The 14,729-nt window shown below is 66.4% G+C and carries 12 protein-coding genes and 1 tRNA gene; 4 read left to right on the top strand and 9 right to left on the bottom strand.

The features are described 5' to 3' along the window. Positions 1 to 218: 218 nt before the first annotated feature. Both M6E97_RS30180 and gdhA read left to right on the top strand, forming a co-directional pair. Complete coding sequence (locus M6E97_RS30180) at positions 219 to 1,610, top strand: outer membrane protein transport protein (protein ID WP_022580133.1); 1,392 nt, start codon at positions 219 to 221, stop codon at positions 1,608 to 1,610. Between the two features lie 295 nt (positions 1,611 to 1,905). Further along, positions 1,906 to 3,243 (top strand): NADP-specific glutamate dehydrogenase, encoded by a 1,338-nt coding sequence (gene gdhA, locus M6E97_RS30175; RefSeq protein WP_003094817.1) that lies wholly within the window; start codon positions 1,906 to 1,908, stop codon positions 3,241 to 3,243. A 60-nt stretch (positions 3,244 to 3,303) separates the two neighbouring features. Here the strand turns inward: gdhA and ccpA are convergent, their stop codons facing one another. The 7 genes from ccpA to M6E97_RS30140 form a co-directional block, all read right to left on the bottom strand. Then, positions 3,304 to 4,344 carry a cytochrome-c peroxidase CcpA gene (gene ccpA / locus M6E97_RS30170; RefSeq protein ID WP_004364346.1) on the bottom strand — a complete coding sequence of 347 codons (1,041 nt, stop codon included), beginning with the start codon at positions 4,342 to 4,344 and terminating at the stop codon, positions 3,304 to 3,306. 123 nt (positions 4,345 to 4,467) lie between these two features. Beyond that, positions 4,468 to 4,845: a hypothetical protein gene (locus M6E97_RS30165; protein WP_033938443.1), complete on the bottom strand. Its 378-nt coding sequence runs from the start codon at positions 4,843 to 4,845 to the stop codon at positions 4,468 to 4,470. A 101-nt stretch (positions 4,846 to 4,946) separates the two neighbouring features. Further along, positions 4,947 to 5,972, bottom strand: a complete 1,026-nt coding sequence (gene rtcA / locus M6E97_RS30160) for an RNA 3'-terminal phosphate cyclase (protein WP_003111141.1) — start codon at positions 5,970 to 5,972, stop codon at positions 4,947 to 4,949. Further along, positions 5,969 to 6,781, bottom strand: coding sequence for a nucleotidyltransferase domain-containing protein (locus tag M6E97_RS30155; RefSeq protein WP_021264108.1), 813 nt, complete (start codon positions 6,779 to 6,781; stop codon positions 5,969 to 5,971). Before M6E97_RS30155 ends, rtcA begins: the two co-directional genes overlap by 4 nt. Positions 6,782 to 6,817: 36 nt before the next feature. Next, entirely contained in the window at positions 6,818 to 8,032 is a 1,215-nt protein-coding gene (locus M6E97_RS30150) for an RtcB family protein (RefSeq protein WP_033938445.1), read from the bottom strand. A 55-nt stretch (positions 8,033 to 8,087) separates the two neighbouring features. After that, entirely contained in the window at positions 8,088 to 9,233 is a 1,146-nt protein-coding gene (locus M6E97_RS30145; protein ID WP_033938447.1) for a slipin family protein, read from the bottom strand. Between the two features lie 271 nt (positions 9,234 to 9,504). Then, positions 9,505 to 9,578: transfer RNA gene (locus tag M6E97_RS30140), tRNA-Arg, on the bottom strand. A 314-nt stretch (positions 9,579 to 9,892) separates the two neighbouring features. On the opposite strand from M6E97_RS30140, the gene rtcR reads away from it, so the two are divergent. After that, positions 9,893 to 11,488: an RNA repair transcriptional activator RtcR gene (rtcR, locus tag M6E97_RS30135; protein ID WP_003119412.1), complete on the top strand. Its 1,596-nt coding sequence runs from the start codon at positions 9,893 to 9,895 to the stop codon at positions 11,486 to 11,488. A gap of 55 nt (positions 11,489 to 11,543) precedes the next feature. Beyond that, positions 11,544 to 12,098, top strand: coding sequence for an NADAR family protein (locus tag M6E97_RS30130; RefSeq protein WP_003134970.1), 555 nt, complete (start codon positions 11,544 to 11,546; stop codon positions 12,096 to 12,098). Here the strand turns inward: M6E97_RS30130 and M6E97_RS30125 are convergent. Both M6E97_RS30125 and M6E97_RS30120 read right to left on the bottom strand, forming a co-directional pair. Beyond that, positions 12,092 to 13,948: a DUF4105 domain-containing protein gene (locus M6E97_RS30125; protein ID WP_003094784.1), complete on the bottom strand. Its 1,857-nt coding sequence runs from the start codon at positions 13,946 to 13,948 to the stop codon at positions 12,092 to 12,094. The two genes, M6E97_RS30130 and M6E97_RS30125, sit on opposite strands and share 7 nt — an antisense overlap. Positions 13,949 to 14,006: 58 nt before the next feature. Beyond that, entirely contained in the window at positions 14,007 to 14,495 is a 489-nt protein-coding gene (locus M6E97_RS30120) for a DUF3015 domain-containing protein (protein ID WP_003094783.1), read from the bottom strand. Positions 14,496 to 14,729: the final 234 nt, after the last annotated feature.

Genomic DNA, 14,729 nt, shown 5'->3' with positions numbered 1-14,729 from the left:
GCTCCCGCTGCCAGGCGTCCTTCGCGGGCCGGCAGGTCCGAGGGAGTTTCCGCCGGAAGCGGCGCAGAACCTCGTTCGCACATGGAAAACGGCCTGGGGGAGGGTGTCCGCCAGGACGCTCAAGCAGGCCGACCATCGTGCCCCGTGCACTAGCAGCCACCAGGGGTGAAACCTTGAACAACAAAAACGATATTTCCTGCCTGTTTGCCAGAAAACCATTGCCATTGCTCTGCGCCCTGATCGTCGGCGGACTGTTCGGCACGTCCCAGGCACAAGCCGGCGGCTTCATGGTACCGACCACCAACACGGCGGGCTGGGGCCGTGCGATGGCAGGCGGCTCGCTGTTTCCCAACGATCCGAGCGCCGCGTTCAACAACCCGGCGGCCATGGCTTTCATCGACAAGCGGATCGCCCAGTTGACGATCAACTACGCCGATATCGACATCAAGTACAACGGCGATGCCTACGACTACCAGGGCAATCCCATGACCGGCGGCTACCAGGATGGGCCGGGCACTCCCGAGCTGGCTACCAACGATGGCGGCCAGGCCGGATTCGGCGCGTGGCTGCCGACCGGCTTCCTGGTCGTACCGATCAACGACCGCTTCGCCTTCGGTCTGAGCCAGGTCGTTCCGATGGGAATGCGCAGTACCTGGGACCCGAACTGGAAAGGCCGCGATTTCGCGGTGGACACCAAGATCGAGACGATCGGCCTGACCGGCTCCCTGTCGTTCAAGGTCAACGACAACTTCTCCCTGGGCGCCGGGGTGATCATCCAGCGCACCTCCGGCTTCGTCAGCCAGAACCTCGATCTCTATGCCTCGGCCGCCAACTCCCCGGGCATGGGCGGGATTCCGTTCCCGGCCTCGAACTCGTCCGCGCTGATGCGGGTCAAGGTGGACAACACCTCGCCCGGCTTCTTCGCCGGCGCGGTGTGGAAGCCGACCGACCGCGACACCCTGGGCTTCGCCTACCACGCGAAGATCCGCAACAAGCTGAAGGGTCACTACAACCTCTACGACCACGACGGTGGGCTGACCGAGGGCGCCATCGAGGGAGGCACTCCGGGCCTGGCCTATCCCGGCCTGGACCTGCGCATGGGCGCTTCCGCCTCGGCGCGCCTGGATATCCCCGCCTACGCCTCGCTGGACTGGGTACACCAGTTCAACGACCGTCTGAGCCTGGGCGCCAGCGCCACCTGGACCGAGTGGTCGTCATTCCAGGACCTGACCCTCAAGTCCCACGGCAACACGATCGTCTCCATCCCCTACACCTACCGGAACACCTGGACCCTGGCGGTGGGCGGCGACTACAAGGTGACCGAACAGTGGACCATGCGCGCCGGGGTCGCCTACGACCAGACGCCGACTCACAATGCCACCCGCGACCCGCGGATTCCCGACGGCGATCGCTACTTCGCCTCCCTGGGTGCCGGCTATCGCTTCCAGTCGATGCCGGAGTTGTCGATCGACGCGGCCTACTCGCGGCAGTTCGTCAAGGAGGTGCCGTTGAAGACGGTCAACCAGGATCGCCTCGGCGGCGGACGCCTGGATGGCAGGGCAACCAGCAAGGGACAGGTGTTCAGCCTGTCCGCGACCTACGACTTCTAGACCCGGCCGTAGGCAGAGAAAGGGCCTCCCCCGTCAGGGGGAGGCCCTTTCGCATCTGGCGCCGGGATGCACGCGAACGGTGCTTTCGTCGCCCTTCAACAGTGCGTGGCCACCCCGGGAGGCAACCTGGTTCCAGGCGCGCGCTCTGGCCCTAGCCGTTCTGGCGGACCCGGAAAGTTTCAGTTTTGCACCATAAAGATTCATCAATGCGTCATTTCGCACTTTCTAGGTGCCGCCTGGCTTGTTAGAGTCACGCGCAAAAAATTGTTCACAAAACTAGAAACCGGTGAGAAAAATGACGCAATCCGTCGACGCTTTCCTCGAGCGCCTGAAGCGGCGCGATCCCGATCAGCCCGAATTCCACCAGGCGGTGGAAGAGGTGCTGCGTTCCCTCTGGCCGTTCCTCGAGGCCAACCCGCACTACCTGGAAGCCGGCATCATCGAACGCATCGTCGAACCCGAGCGGGCGATCCTGTTCCGCGTACCCTGGGTCGACGACCAGGGCCGGGTACGGGTCAACCGTGGCTACCGGGTGCAGATGAGCAGCGCCATCGGCCCCTACAAGGGCGGCCTGCGCTTCCATCCCTCGGTCAACCTCGGGGTGCTGAAGTTCCTCGCCTTCGAGCAGGTCTTCAAGAACTCCCTGACCACTCTGCCCATGGGCGGCGGCAAGGGCGGCTCCGACTTCGATCCGAAGGGCAAGAGCGACGCCGAGGTGATGCGTTTCTGCCAGTCGTTCATGAGCGAGCTGTACCGCCACGTCGGCGCCGACCTGGACGTGCCGGCCGGCGACATCGGCGTCGGCGCGCGTGAGATCGGCTACCTGTTCGGCCAGTACAAGCGCCTGTCCAACCAGTTCACCTCGGTGCTGACCGGCAAGGGCCTGAGCTACGGCGGCAGCCTGATCCGCCCGGAGGCGACCGGCTTCGGCTGCGTCTACTTCGCCCAGGAAATGCTCAAGGACCGTGGCCGCGGCTTCGACGGCCAGCGGGTGGCGATCTCCGGCTCGGGCAACGTCGCCCAGTACGCGGCGCGCAAGGTCATGGAAATGGGCGGCAAGGTGATCTCGCTGTCCGATTCCGAAGGCACCCTGTATGCCGAGGCGGGGCTCTCCGACGAGCAGTGGGAATACCTGATGGAGCTGAAGAACGTGCGCCGCGGGCGCATCCGCGAGATGGCGGAGCAGTTTTCCCTGCAGTTCCTCGAAGGGCGCCGGCCCTGGGGCCTGGCCTGCGATATCGCGCTGCCCTGCGCGACCCAGAACGAACTGGATGCCGAGGATGCGCGGCGCCTGCTGGCCAACGGCTGCGTCTGTGTCGCCGAAGGCGCCAACATGCCCTCGACCCTGGAAGCCGTCGACCTGTTCCTCGAGGCCGGCATCCTCTACGCGCCGGGCAAGGCGTCGAACGCCGGCGGAGTGGCGGTGAGCGGCCTGGAAATGTCGCAGAACGCCATGCGCCTGCGCTGGAGCGAGGGCGAGGTGGATACCAAGCTGCACGGCATCATGCAGTCGATCCACCATGCCTGCCTGCTGTACGGCGAGGAGCAGGGGCGGGTCAACTACGTGAAGGGGGCGAACATCGCCGGCTTCGTCAAGGTCGCCGATGCGATGCTGGCGCAGGGCGTGGTCTGAGGTTGTCCCATCGAGGAAAAAAACGGGGCTCCAGGGGAGCCCCGTTTTTCCTTGTGCCGGTTATTCCGCGGGACGCGGCGTGGTCTCCGTGCTGGCCGGCAGCAGCGGATATTCGACGCGCGGCTGCTTGCCGCTCAGGCTGTGCAGGAAGGCGACGATGTTCTCCACGTCGTCCGGCGCCAACTGCTTGCCGAGCTGGGCGTTGCCCATGATCGCCACCGCGTCCTTGAGCTCCCAGACCTGGCCGCTGTGGAAGTACGGCGCGGTGAGGGCGACGTTGCGCAGGGGCGCGGCGCGGAATACGTACTCGTCGCTCTGGGTCTTGGTCACGGCGAAGCGGCCCTTGTCGCCGCTGGGCAGCACGCTGGCGTCGGGCTTCTTCACCAGGCCGAACGGGAAGTAGGCCTGGCCGCCCAGGTTGATGCCGTTGTGGCAGGCGCTGCAGCCACTGTCCATGAACGCCTTGAGGCCTTTCTTCTGCTGCGCGTCGAGGGCCTTGTCGTCGCCCTTGAGATACAGGTCGAAGGGCGAGTCCGGAGTCACCAGGGTCGCCTCGTAGGCCTCGATGGCCAGCGCCATGTTGTCGAAGCTGACCGGCTTGCCGGCCTTGGGGAAGGCCTTGCGGAAGGCGTCCACGTATTCCGGGATGCTGCCCAGGGTCTGTTCGACCAACTGCGGGGTACTGTGCATCTCGACGCTGTTCTGGATGGGGCCCTTGGCCTGCTCCCCCAGGTCCTTGGCGCGGCCATCCCAGAACTGCGCGGCATTGAACACGGCGTTGAAGACCGTCGGCGAATTGCGTGGCCCCTTCTGCCAGCCGTGACCGACCGACGTCGGTACGTTGTCGGCGCCGCCGGTGCCGACGTTGTGGCAGGTGTTGCAGCTGAGCACATGGCTGCGTGACAGGCGCGGGTCGAAGAACAGTTTCTTGCCGAGTTCGCGCTGTTGCTCGCTGATGGGCTGGCCGCGCAGCTCGGTGACCTGCTCGGGGATGGGTTTGAACAGCGCGCTGGCCTGGTCGTGCAGGGCATCGGCCAGGGCGAGGGGCGTGGCGAACGACAGCAACAGGCTGCCAAGCGGGAGCAGTTGCGAGGACTGCATCTTTTTTTCTCCTTATCAGGCGTTACAACCGGTCCTGTGAGGAGAGGCCAGCGGCGCTGCGCCCGGCTTGACGTGGATCAAGCGTACCGGGATCGGCACTGCGGATGGTTGTCGCAGCGTGCTTCAGCGCTCGCGCAAGGCCCGGGCCAGCACGCGGTCGCGGTCGCGCTGCCAATCGTCGTCGCGGTCGTTCCACTGGCGTTCCTCGAAGCGCCGCCGCTCTTCGCTCTGCGCCATCGACCGGCATTGCTCGAAGCCGTCGCCCCAGCCGCTGGCGTAGATCGCCTCGCGCAGGTAGCGGGGGACGTCCTTGCGGAATTCGCCGCTGATCGAGCCGGCCGCCTGGCGGCCGCTGCCGCAGCCGTCGTCGAAACCGTCGGCATAGGCGGGCGGGTAGCCCTGGGCGAGCAGGTGCTGGTGGGTGTTTTCGCAGCCGCCGAGCAGGGTGGCGGTGAGCAGGAGCAGGGCGAGGGCAAGCACGCCGAGACGCGAAGAAGACATGGCTGGGACTCCTCGACCGCCGGGACGGGACTCCCGGAGGTTCGCGCCGGGCCCGCTGGCAGGTCCGGCGCGAGTCTAGGTCGGCATTGGTGAGGAATTCGTCAAGCCGATGTGATGACGATGCGATGACCGCCGCCGTCCAGCGCCTGGTCGCCGATCCTCACCGGCAGGAAGCGTTCGATAATCCGGCGGTTGCTTTGCAGATGGGCGCTCAGCCGTGGCGTGGTGAAGCTGCCGGCGCCGGCCAGGGCCATGGGCAGCAGCAATTGGTCGGCGAGGTGCTCGTCCGCCGCGCAGCCGCTTTCCATCCAGCCGATGGCTTGCGTCGCGACCTGTTCCGCCACCCGTTCGGCGCTGACGCCGGCCTGGCCGAAGGCGCAGAAGGTCGCGCAGATGTGCTCGCAGTCGATCCGCAGCAGCAGGGCGTTGCCCGGCCCCTGGTCCTCCGCGAGGAACTCCAGCTGGCGTTCTTCGTCGCTCCAACCGAGGCGCTGGCGGACCCTCTCCAGCTCGCGCTCGCCGACGTGCCCGGGAATCCCGGCGAGCAGCGCCCGCGCCTGGCGCCGCAGCGCCGCGCCGGGATGCTCCAGTTGCAGCGGCCGCCAGCGCGCCGGGCGTACCCGCGCCAGCAGCTCGCCACCGCCGGCGGGTACGAAGCCGTGGCGCAGCAGTTCCAGGTCGACTTCCGCGCCCATCCGCCGCAGCAGCGGCAGCCAGCTGTCGCGGAGAAAGTCCGCCGGCGGCGCCAGTGGATTGTGGGTGCCGCCGCTGATCCTCACCCGGCTTTCGCCGTTGGCCGCGAGCAGCGCCGGCAGCAGGGTTTGCAGTACCAGCGAGCAACTGCCGGCGGAGCCGATGGCGAAGGCGTAGTCGCCGGCGCGGATCGCACCGGGCCGGAACGCCAGCTCGCGTGAGCCGAGTTCGGCACCCTCGACCTCGGCCGCGCAGATTTCCGCCGCCGCGCGCACCGCGGTGAGGTGCTGGCGCAGCAGCCCCGGACGGCTGCGCCGGCCACGGATGTTGCGGATGCGCAGCGGCTGGCCGCTGGTCATCGACAGGCTCAGGGCGCTACGCAGGATCTGCCCGCCGCCTTCGCTGCCGTCGAGTTCGATGAGGTCCTTTCTCATGAGGTTTCCCTTGTGTATTGCCATATCTTGTCGTGGAGGTAGCGATCCAGCAGTCGGCTGTCCTGGCGCGCGCCGGTTGGTTGGGCGGCCCCTCGTTCGGCCTGGAGCAACTCCGCTTCGATGAAGCGTTGCAGCGCCAGGCGCGGAGGGCCGTAGGCCGATTCGTCGCGCTGACGCTTGAGGCTCAGCAGGGCATCCAGCTCTTCGCGCAGCGACGGGTCGTCCAGCGTGGCTTCCACTAGCCTCTCGAACGCCACCGGCGGCAAGCCCAGGCCTGCATCCAGCCAACGCACCGCGAACAACGGGCGCAGGACGTAGAGGTATTTCTTCAGCCGGACGCTGTCGCCCTTCAGGTAGCCGCGGTAGTTCTTGCGTGCCATCGACAGGTAGTGATGGCGGCTGCCAGGTACGGAGTGAAAGGCGTTGCCCAGCCAGAGCAGTTCCTCGCGCACGCCAGGCTCTTCCCGATACACCAGCGGCGAGCCGAGCCACTCCAGCAGGGCCGGGTTGGATTTGCGCATCAGGCGCAACGCCTTGCGCAGCTCCCAGCCGCTGATGTCCAGCTCGTCGCTCAGCGGGCGTTCTATCACGTCGCGAGGTTCCTCGACGCGCTGATACCACTCGGGCTGATGCACATAGACGAAGCGTACGTCATAGTCGCTGTCCGGCGAAGCGAAGCCCCAGGCCCGGCTGCCCGACTCGCAGGCGTAGAGCACGACTACGTCGTGCTCGCGTTCGATCCGTTCCAGCTCATCCAGTACCCGCTCGCGCATGGCGGCGGGGAGCGGATGGCGTTCTTCCCTGTTCATTTCGATTCTTCCCCAGCGGGCGCCACAGGGCGCCCGTCATCCTTTCACGCACACCACCTGACGCAGGGTGTGCAGCACTTCCACCAGCTCGCGCTGGGCTTCCATGACCCGGTCGATGTCCTTGTAGGCCATCGGGATCTCGTCGATCACGTCGGCGTCCTTGCGGCATTCGACGTGGGCGGTGGCGCGCGCCTGGTCGGCGACGCTGAAGACCTTCTTCGCCTTGGTCCGGCTCATGGTCCGCCCGGCGCCGTGGCTGCACGAGCAGAACGCTTCCTGGTTGCCGAGGCCGCGGACGATGAAGCTCTTCGCCCCCATCGAGCCGGGAATGATGCCGAGCTGGCCCTTCTGCGCGGACACCGCGCCTTTGCGGGTGACCAGTACCTCCTGGCCGAAGTGGCGCTCCTTCTGCACGTAGTTGTGGTGGCAATCGACCGCCTCCAGGTTGGTTTCGAACGGCTTGCGGATCACCTGGCGCGCCGCCTCGATCACCGCGTGCATCATCAGCGCGCGGTTCTGCCGGGCGAAATCCTGGGCCCAGCCGACCGCTTCCACATAGTCGTCGAAGTGCCGGCTGCCTTCCTCGAAGTAGGCCAGGTCCTTGTCCGGCAGGTTGGCGATGTGCTGGCGCATGTCCGCCTTGGCCAGTTCGATGAACAGGTTGCCGATGGCGTTGCCGACCCCGCGCGAACCGCTGTGCAGCATGAACCAGACGCGGTCGGCCTCGTCCAGGCAGACCTCGATGAAGTGGTTGCCGGTGCCGAGGGTTCCCAGGTGCTGGCGGTTGTTGGTCTTCTCCAGCCTCGGGTGCTTGTCGGTGATCGCCTTGAAGCGATCGGCGAGCGCCTTCCAGGCCTGGTCGGCGGCCTCCGGTACCTCGTGCCAGGCGCCGCGGTCGCGGCGGCCGAAGGTCTTGCCGTGGGGTACCGCCTGCTCGATGGCGCTGCGCAGGCCGTGCAGGTTGTCCGGCAGGTCGGCGGCGACCAGCGAGGTGCGCGCGGCGATCATTCCGCAGCCGATATCCACGCCCACCGCGGCCGGGATGATCGCGCCGAGGGTAGGGATCACGCTACCGATGGTCGAGCCCTTGCCCAGGTGTACGTCAGGCATCACCGCCAGGTGCTTGAAGATGAAGGGCATCTTCGCCGTGTTCAGCAACTGCTGGCGCGCTTCCTCCTCCACCGGTACGCCCTGGGTCCAGAGCTTGATCGGCTTGCCGCCGGCCACTTCGAGGATATTCATGTCTTTCATCGTGCTTTCCTTGTGCTCCGCGTCGTCCCGTCGACGGCGCGGCTATCGTTCGTGATCAGGCCTGCTTCAGCGTGACCAGTCCGTTCAATACCTGGTCCAGGCCACCGAATACCGAAATCCGGTCGATGCGCTCGGCCACCCGCTCCAGGGTTTCCAGTTCTTTCAGACGCAGCGCGGTCGGGTTTTCCTCCATGACCTTCGCGGTATTCAGCAGCGAGCGGGTCGCCGAGGTTTCCTCGCGGCGGCGGATCACATTGGCCTGGGCCGCCTTCTCCGCCTCCACCACCTGCGCCAGCAGGGTCTTCATTTCGCCCGGGAGGATGATGTCGCGCACGCCCAGGCCGCTCACTTCCAGGCCGCTGTCTTCCAGCTTGGCGGCCAGGTGGGCGCTGACCGCTTCGTCGATCGACTGCTTGTTCTCCAGCAGTTCGTCGAGGGTACGGGTGCCCACTGCCGCCCGCAGGCCGAACTGCAGCTCGCGGTACAGGTACTCCAGCGGCTTGCTCAGCCGCGAGAAGGCGGTGAGTACGTCGTTGTAGCGCCAGTTGGCGGCGAGGTTCAGGCGCAGGCTGACCTTGTCGCGGGTAAGGATCTCCTGGCCGCTGACCTCCAGCGCCTGGATACGGGTGTCGACCAGTTCCACGCTGACTTGCCGGTTGTAGCGCCAGAAACCGTATTGTCCGGCTTGCAGCAGGCCGGCAAGGGCGCCGTCGACCTTGAGCACGCCGACCTGGAACGCCGGCACCTGGACCAGCAACACTGCGTCCAGGCCCGCCAGGGCCCGGCCGCGCAGGTTCGGCTGGTGCAACTGGGCGACCAGCGCGGCGGACAATCGATAGTCCTGGGTCAGGTCGATGCGCTCCAGGCGCTGCTCGGTCTGGCCTTTCCAGTACAGTCGGCGGCTGCTCGGTGCGAGCAGCTCCACCAGCACGCCGTCCTCGTAGCGCAGGCCGGCCTCGTTGTCGCCCAGGTCCATCCGGGTGAAATAGCGCTCCACCAGTTGCGGTTCGCTCTGCCGCAGGTAGCCGGCCAGGCGGTGTTCGAACTGCGGGGTGTTCAGGCTGAAGCTTTCCAGGCTCAGGCGGTCGTACGGATCGAAGCGGCGGTAGGTGCCCGGTTCGAGCACGGCGAGGAAGTCGCCTTCGGAGTACAGCAGGCCGCGTTCGTTCTTCTTCACGATAAAGCGCTTCAGCATTTTCATCTCTTCATTCCTTTCATTCTTCCGTGGTGCCGGTGTTGCCGGCCCGTCGAGCGTCGCGGGTGGAGCGCGGAGGAGGTTGGCCTGGCGGACGTCCTGTCCATGCGATCGATTCCCTCGATCCCCGGCCTGCCTTGCCCCGTGCCCGAACCGCGGGCCGGACGGGCCGGCGGCGGCTTCGGCTCCCTTGCGTTCTCCGGCCTTCCTGGCCGCTTGCGCAGTTCGCCTCGGCCACACCGGCGGGTGTTGCCATTGAGTGATTGCCGTTAAGGCAACGTTCGAGCGGGAGTCGAACCCGCGACAGACCATTTCGTGGATGGTTGCTCTACCAGGCTGAGCTATCGAACCGCGAAGCGGCATTGCCGTCATTCGCGAATGACCGTCGTTGTTGCGGGCGGCATGCACGACGCCGACACCAGGGGTGGGCTCGGGCACCGGCGGGACTGGAGTCCCGACCCGTCGGCCTGCATGGGCGATGCGGTCGAGATGGATATAGCGAGCGGCGTGCCAGGTTTTTATCGATAAGACTATTTCTTGATTAACTATTTGATTTTAAAGGTGAATAAATTTTTTATTGCGATTCGTCGGCGAATTCGATGGAGAGATGCCCGACTATTTCTATATAGTTTCATATCGATCTTTATCTTGAAGGATAAGCAGTGATGAAACGCACGGTCGCCATCGGCTTCATCGGCGCCACCCTCGACCGTCTCGGCAAGGGCGCGGCGCGCTGGCAAAAGTGGCGGCCGAGCATCGGCCTGTGCCAGCAGCCGGACCTGCTGATCGACCGCCTCGAACTGATCCACGGCAACGACGCCCGCGACCTCGGCCTGGCCGAGCGGATTCGCGCCGACATCGCCGCGGTGTCGCCGCATACCGAGGTCCGCCTGCAGCAGATGGAACTGCGCAACCCCTGGGACTTCGAGGAGGTCTATGGCGCCCTGCACGATTTCGTCAGCGCCTACCCCTTCGACACCGAGCGCGAGGACTACCTGGTGCATATCACCACCGGGACCCATGTCGCGCAGATCTGCTGGTTCCTCCTTACCGAGGCGCGCTACCTGCCGGCCCGGCTGGTGCAGACCTCGCCGTCGCGGCGCAAGGACGAGGCGCGCCATCCCGAGGGCTCGGCGACGCTGATCGACCTCGACCTGTCCCGCTACGACCGCATCGCCTCGCGGTTCCGCCGCGAACAGGAGGAAAGCCTGGCTTTTCTCAAGTCGGGAATCGCCACGCGCAATGCCGCTTTCAACCGCTCCATCGAGCAGATCGAGCGGGTCGCCGTGCGTTCGCGGGCACCCATGCTGCTGGTGGGGCCGACCGGTGCCGGCAAATCGTTCCTCGCCCGGCGCATCTATGAACTCAAGCGCAGCCGGCACCAGCTCGACGGGCGTTTCGTCGAGGTCAACTGCGCCACCTTGCGCGGCGACGGCGCGATGTCGGCCCTGTTCGGCCACGTCAAGGGCGCCTTCACCGGCGCGCAGAATGCGCGCGAAGGCCTGCTGCGCGCAGCCGACGGTGGCATGCTGTTCCTCGACGAGATCGGCGAGCTGGGCGCCGACGAACAGGCGATGCTGCTCAAGGCGATCGAAGAGAAGCGCTTCTTCCCGCTGGGTTCGGACCGTGAGGTGGAGAGCGACTTCCAGCTTATCGCCGGGACCCACCGCGACTTGCGCGGACGAGTGGCCGAAGGCCTGTTCCGCGAGGACCTGTTCGCCCGCATCAACCTGTGGACCTTCGAGTTGCCGGGCCTGGCTGGACGCCGCGAGGACATCGAGCCGAACATCGACTTCGAACTGGAGCGGCACGCCCGCGAGCAAGGGCGGCAGGTGCGTTTCAACCTGGAGGCCAAGCGTCGCTACCTGGCCTTCGCCGGTTCCAGCGAAGCGCGCTGGGCCGGCAACTTCCGCGAGCTGTCGGCTTCCATCACACGGATGGCGACCCTGGCCGACAGCGGGCGGATCGACGAGGCGCTGGTCGAGGAGGAGATCCTCCGCCTGCGCCAGGCCTGGGGGCTCGATGCGGGCCGGGAGCCACTGGCTGATCTGCTGGGGCAGCGGGTGGAGGCCCTGGATCTGTTCGACCGCCTGCAACTGCAGGCGGTGCTGGAGGTGTGCCGCGGGGCTAAGACCCTTTCCGAGGCGGGACGCCGGCTGTTCGCCGTTTCGCGCCAGGACAAGCGCAACCCCAACGACGCCGACCGGCTGCGCAAGTACCTGGCGCGTTTCGGCCTGGACTGGGCGCAGATACGCGCCTGAACACCACTTCGGGATATCCTTGGCCTCTTTTCACGGGCTCCAGGGACGAATGCCGATGAGCGAGATAATGGACGTCGAGCGGCTGCGCCAGCGCTGCGCGGCCGGCGAAAGCTTCAAATACCTGTATTTCTGGGGACATCGCCCGGCGACGGATGACAAGGTCGGCAAGAGCTGTTTCAGCCAGTGGTACGAGGCTTCGTTCAAGCTCGACGGGGTGCGCTACGCCAGCGCCGAGCATTACATGATGGCGGCCAAGGCACGCTTGTTCGACGACTCCAGGCTGCTCGAGCGCATCCTGGCGGCGCGCAGCCCAGGCGAGGCGAAGGCCCTCGGCCGCGAAGTCGCCGGCTTCGACGAGGCACGCTGGAACGCCGAGCGGGTGGGAATCGTGATCGAAGGCAACCTCGGCAAGTTCGGCCAGAACGCTTCGCTGAAGAAATACCTTCTGGGCACCGCCGACCGGGTGCTGGTCGAGGCCAGCCCGGTGGACGCGATCTGGGGCATCGGCCTGGCCGCGAGCGATCCCCTGGCAGCCGAGCCGGCGACCTGGCAAGGCCTCAACCTGCTCGGCTTCGCCCTGATGGAGGTGCGCCGGAGGCTGGCTCAGTAGTAGTACCAGCGCAGCTCCAGCTTGACCTCGTTGATCGGCTTGCCGACATGGCTGAACTCGCGTTCGGCGCTCAGGCGCAGGCCGAGGTCGCGGCCCAGCTCCACCTGCTGGACGAAGCCCAGGCTGCGGCGCACTTCGCCGTTGTGGAAGTAGTCGCCCTTGGCCTCCAGGGTCAGGTTGCCCAACGGGTTGCGCCACAGCAAGCCGCTGTCGAAGCCCACCGCCGGGGCGATGGCGGCGGCGAAGTCCCTGTTGTTCTCGATCCGCGCGGTGCCCATGGCGTAGAGCAGCAGGTCGTCGCCGAACATCCAGCTGCCGCCGGCGCCGCCGTTGAGGTGGCTGACCAGATTTTCGTCGCCGTCCTCGCCCGGCACCCGCTCCAGGCCGCCGGCGACCTGCCAGGACAGCGGCTTGAGCAACTGGTTGCGCGGGGTCAGCGAGCGGATGGTGACCAGGTCGAGATTCTGCAACTGCCAGCGGTTGCCTTCGTACTGGCGCAGCTTGAGCTGGCCGATCTCGATCTGCGCGCCGAGGGGGAAGCCATAGGCGTTATCGGCGAGGTCATGGTAGGCCATGCGCAGGCCGTACTCGGCGAAGGCGCGGTCATCGCGGCTGCCGACGCCGAACTGCCAGGTCCGTGACTCGTGGCCGTCTTCCGGCTGGCCGGGGCGCTCGACCTGGAGGTCCGGCGGTGGGTTGCGGTTGATCGCACGCAACAGGTTGTAGCTGCGCGAGGCGATGCCGCTGTCACGCGCCTGACCGGTGGCGCGGTAGCGCACCAGACGGAAGGCGGCGTCCTGGATCAGCGCCTGGCGCGGCATCGGCAGGGCCTTGAAGTCGGGAGCGTCGAGCAGGCTGTCGTCGTCCGCCAGGCGCTTGGCCCAGTCGCGCTCGGCATGGTCGAGCGGTTCGGCGCGGGCGAGCAGTTCCTTCTCGCGCGACGGCCGGTAGTCGATGCGCTCGATCAGCCCGGCGTTCTTCACCGCGCGGACGGTGTCGGTGGGGATCGCGGTAAGCGGGAACTGCTCGGTCAGCTCGATGCCCGGGCGGGCGATCTCCATCAGTTCGAGCAGGCGGAACGAACAGTTCTCGTCGAAGAAGTAGTAGTCGAAGCGGACCTGCTTGAGTTCCCAGACGTGTTCGACCATGCGCCCGGTCTCCTCGGGCGTCAGGTTCAGCTTGTATTCCCAGAGGTCGCGGTTCTCCAGGCGGCTGTACTCGGCCAGCTTCTCCCGGTACGGGACCAGCGCGAACAGGCCGGGATAGCCGCCCATCAGGCCTTTCCAGGCATAGAGGATGCTGTTGTCCATGCCTTCGATGTAGGCGCCGAAGTTCAGCGCGTAGCTGAGCAGGGCAGTGTTGTTGCTGGTGACGTCGGCCTGGTCGATGCGCAGCAGGGTGTGGCCGAACATCGACGACGGGCTGTTCAGGTAGGCCGCGGGGAACACCAGCACCGCGCTGTGCGGGTTGATGTCGCGGTACCAGTTGTCGTATTCGCCGCACTGCGGCTGCGGCAGGTCGTCGAGTTGCAGTTGCTGGCGCAGCCAGCGGGTGCGCGCCGGGTAGACGCACTGGGCATGCTTGTCGCCAAGGCTGGGCGAGGCATAGAGCGCCTTTAGCGTGGCCGCCAGTTCGGCGTCCGGGTGGCTCTCGCCGTTGTCGGCGAGGAAGAACCGCTCGTCGTCGACGTAGCTGCGCCAACCGCCGAGCTTGCCGCGTTCGTAGTGGCCGAGGGCGATCCAGTAGGGATCGGCGGCCAGTTGCTGGAGGCGGGCCTCGGGAACCGTGGGCGCAGCCAGAAGGGGGGAGCAGGCGCACAGCGCCATCCAGGGCAACAGGCGTTTCGGCATCGGCAAGGCTTAATGCTTGGGGAAAGGGGCCTGCCCGCGAACGGGCAGGCGGCGAGGCTCAGGCCTGCTCGGCGTACTTGGCCAGGCGGGCGTCCTGTTTCAGGATCGCCTGGGTGTTGGCATAGACGTCGGCGGCGGTGGCGTCGGACTTGTTGAAGATCTCGGAGAAATGCTCGTGGGTGACGGCGGCGAAGTGCTCGCGGTCCTGCGGTTGCACGCCCAGCACCACGGCATAGGTGGTCAGCGCTTCGCCATTGCCCTTGGCCATGTCTTCGGACAGCTCGTCCATCATGCTGCCGAGCACCAGCAGGGGCTTGCCGCCATAGGACAGCGCGCCGTTGGTATGGCAGCCGTTGGTGCCGGTGGTCATGCCGAAGGTGTTGTTGCCGGAAGTGCCGTTGGTGGTCGCCGCGACCACGTGGGTGGCCACGCCGCGCTGGCCTTTGAAGAGCATGTTGCCCCAGCCGCAGCCGGCGCCGCCGGGAGCGTCGGCGAAAGCGTTGAAGGAGGCGGCGGCGAACAGGGTACCGAGCAGAATCCGTTTCATCGTTTGTTCTCTCTTGAGGTGGATCGGAGCCATCTGGAGCGGGCCAGCGACGCCGTGAGCTTTTCGGAATGCCACCGGGGTGTCAAGGCACCGAATGGGTGGCAGCGCGCAATGCCGGGCGAAAATTGACCGGCGTCAGCGGCAATCCGCTTGGAACCGTCCAGACTTGGGAAAGTTCTGGTCGGTCTGAGCGAAACCGGCCTTGGTCAGCCGTTCCTCATGCAGGAGGTGGAT

Source organism: Pseudomonas sp. B111, from assembly GCF_026428275.1.
GTDB lineage: Bacteria > Pseudomonadota > Gammaproteobacteria > Pseudomonadales > Pseudomonadaceae > Pseudomonas > Pseudomonas aeruginosa.
This window is presented reverse-complemented; position numbering and strand designations above follow the sequence as displayed.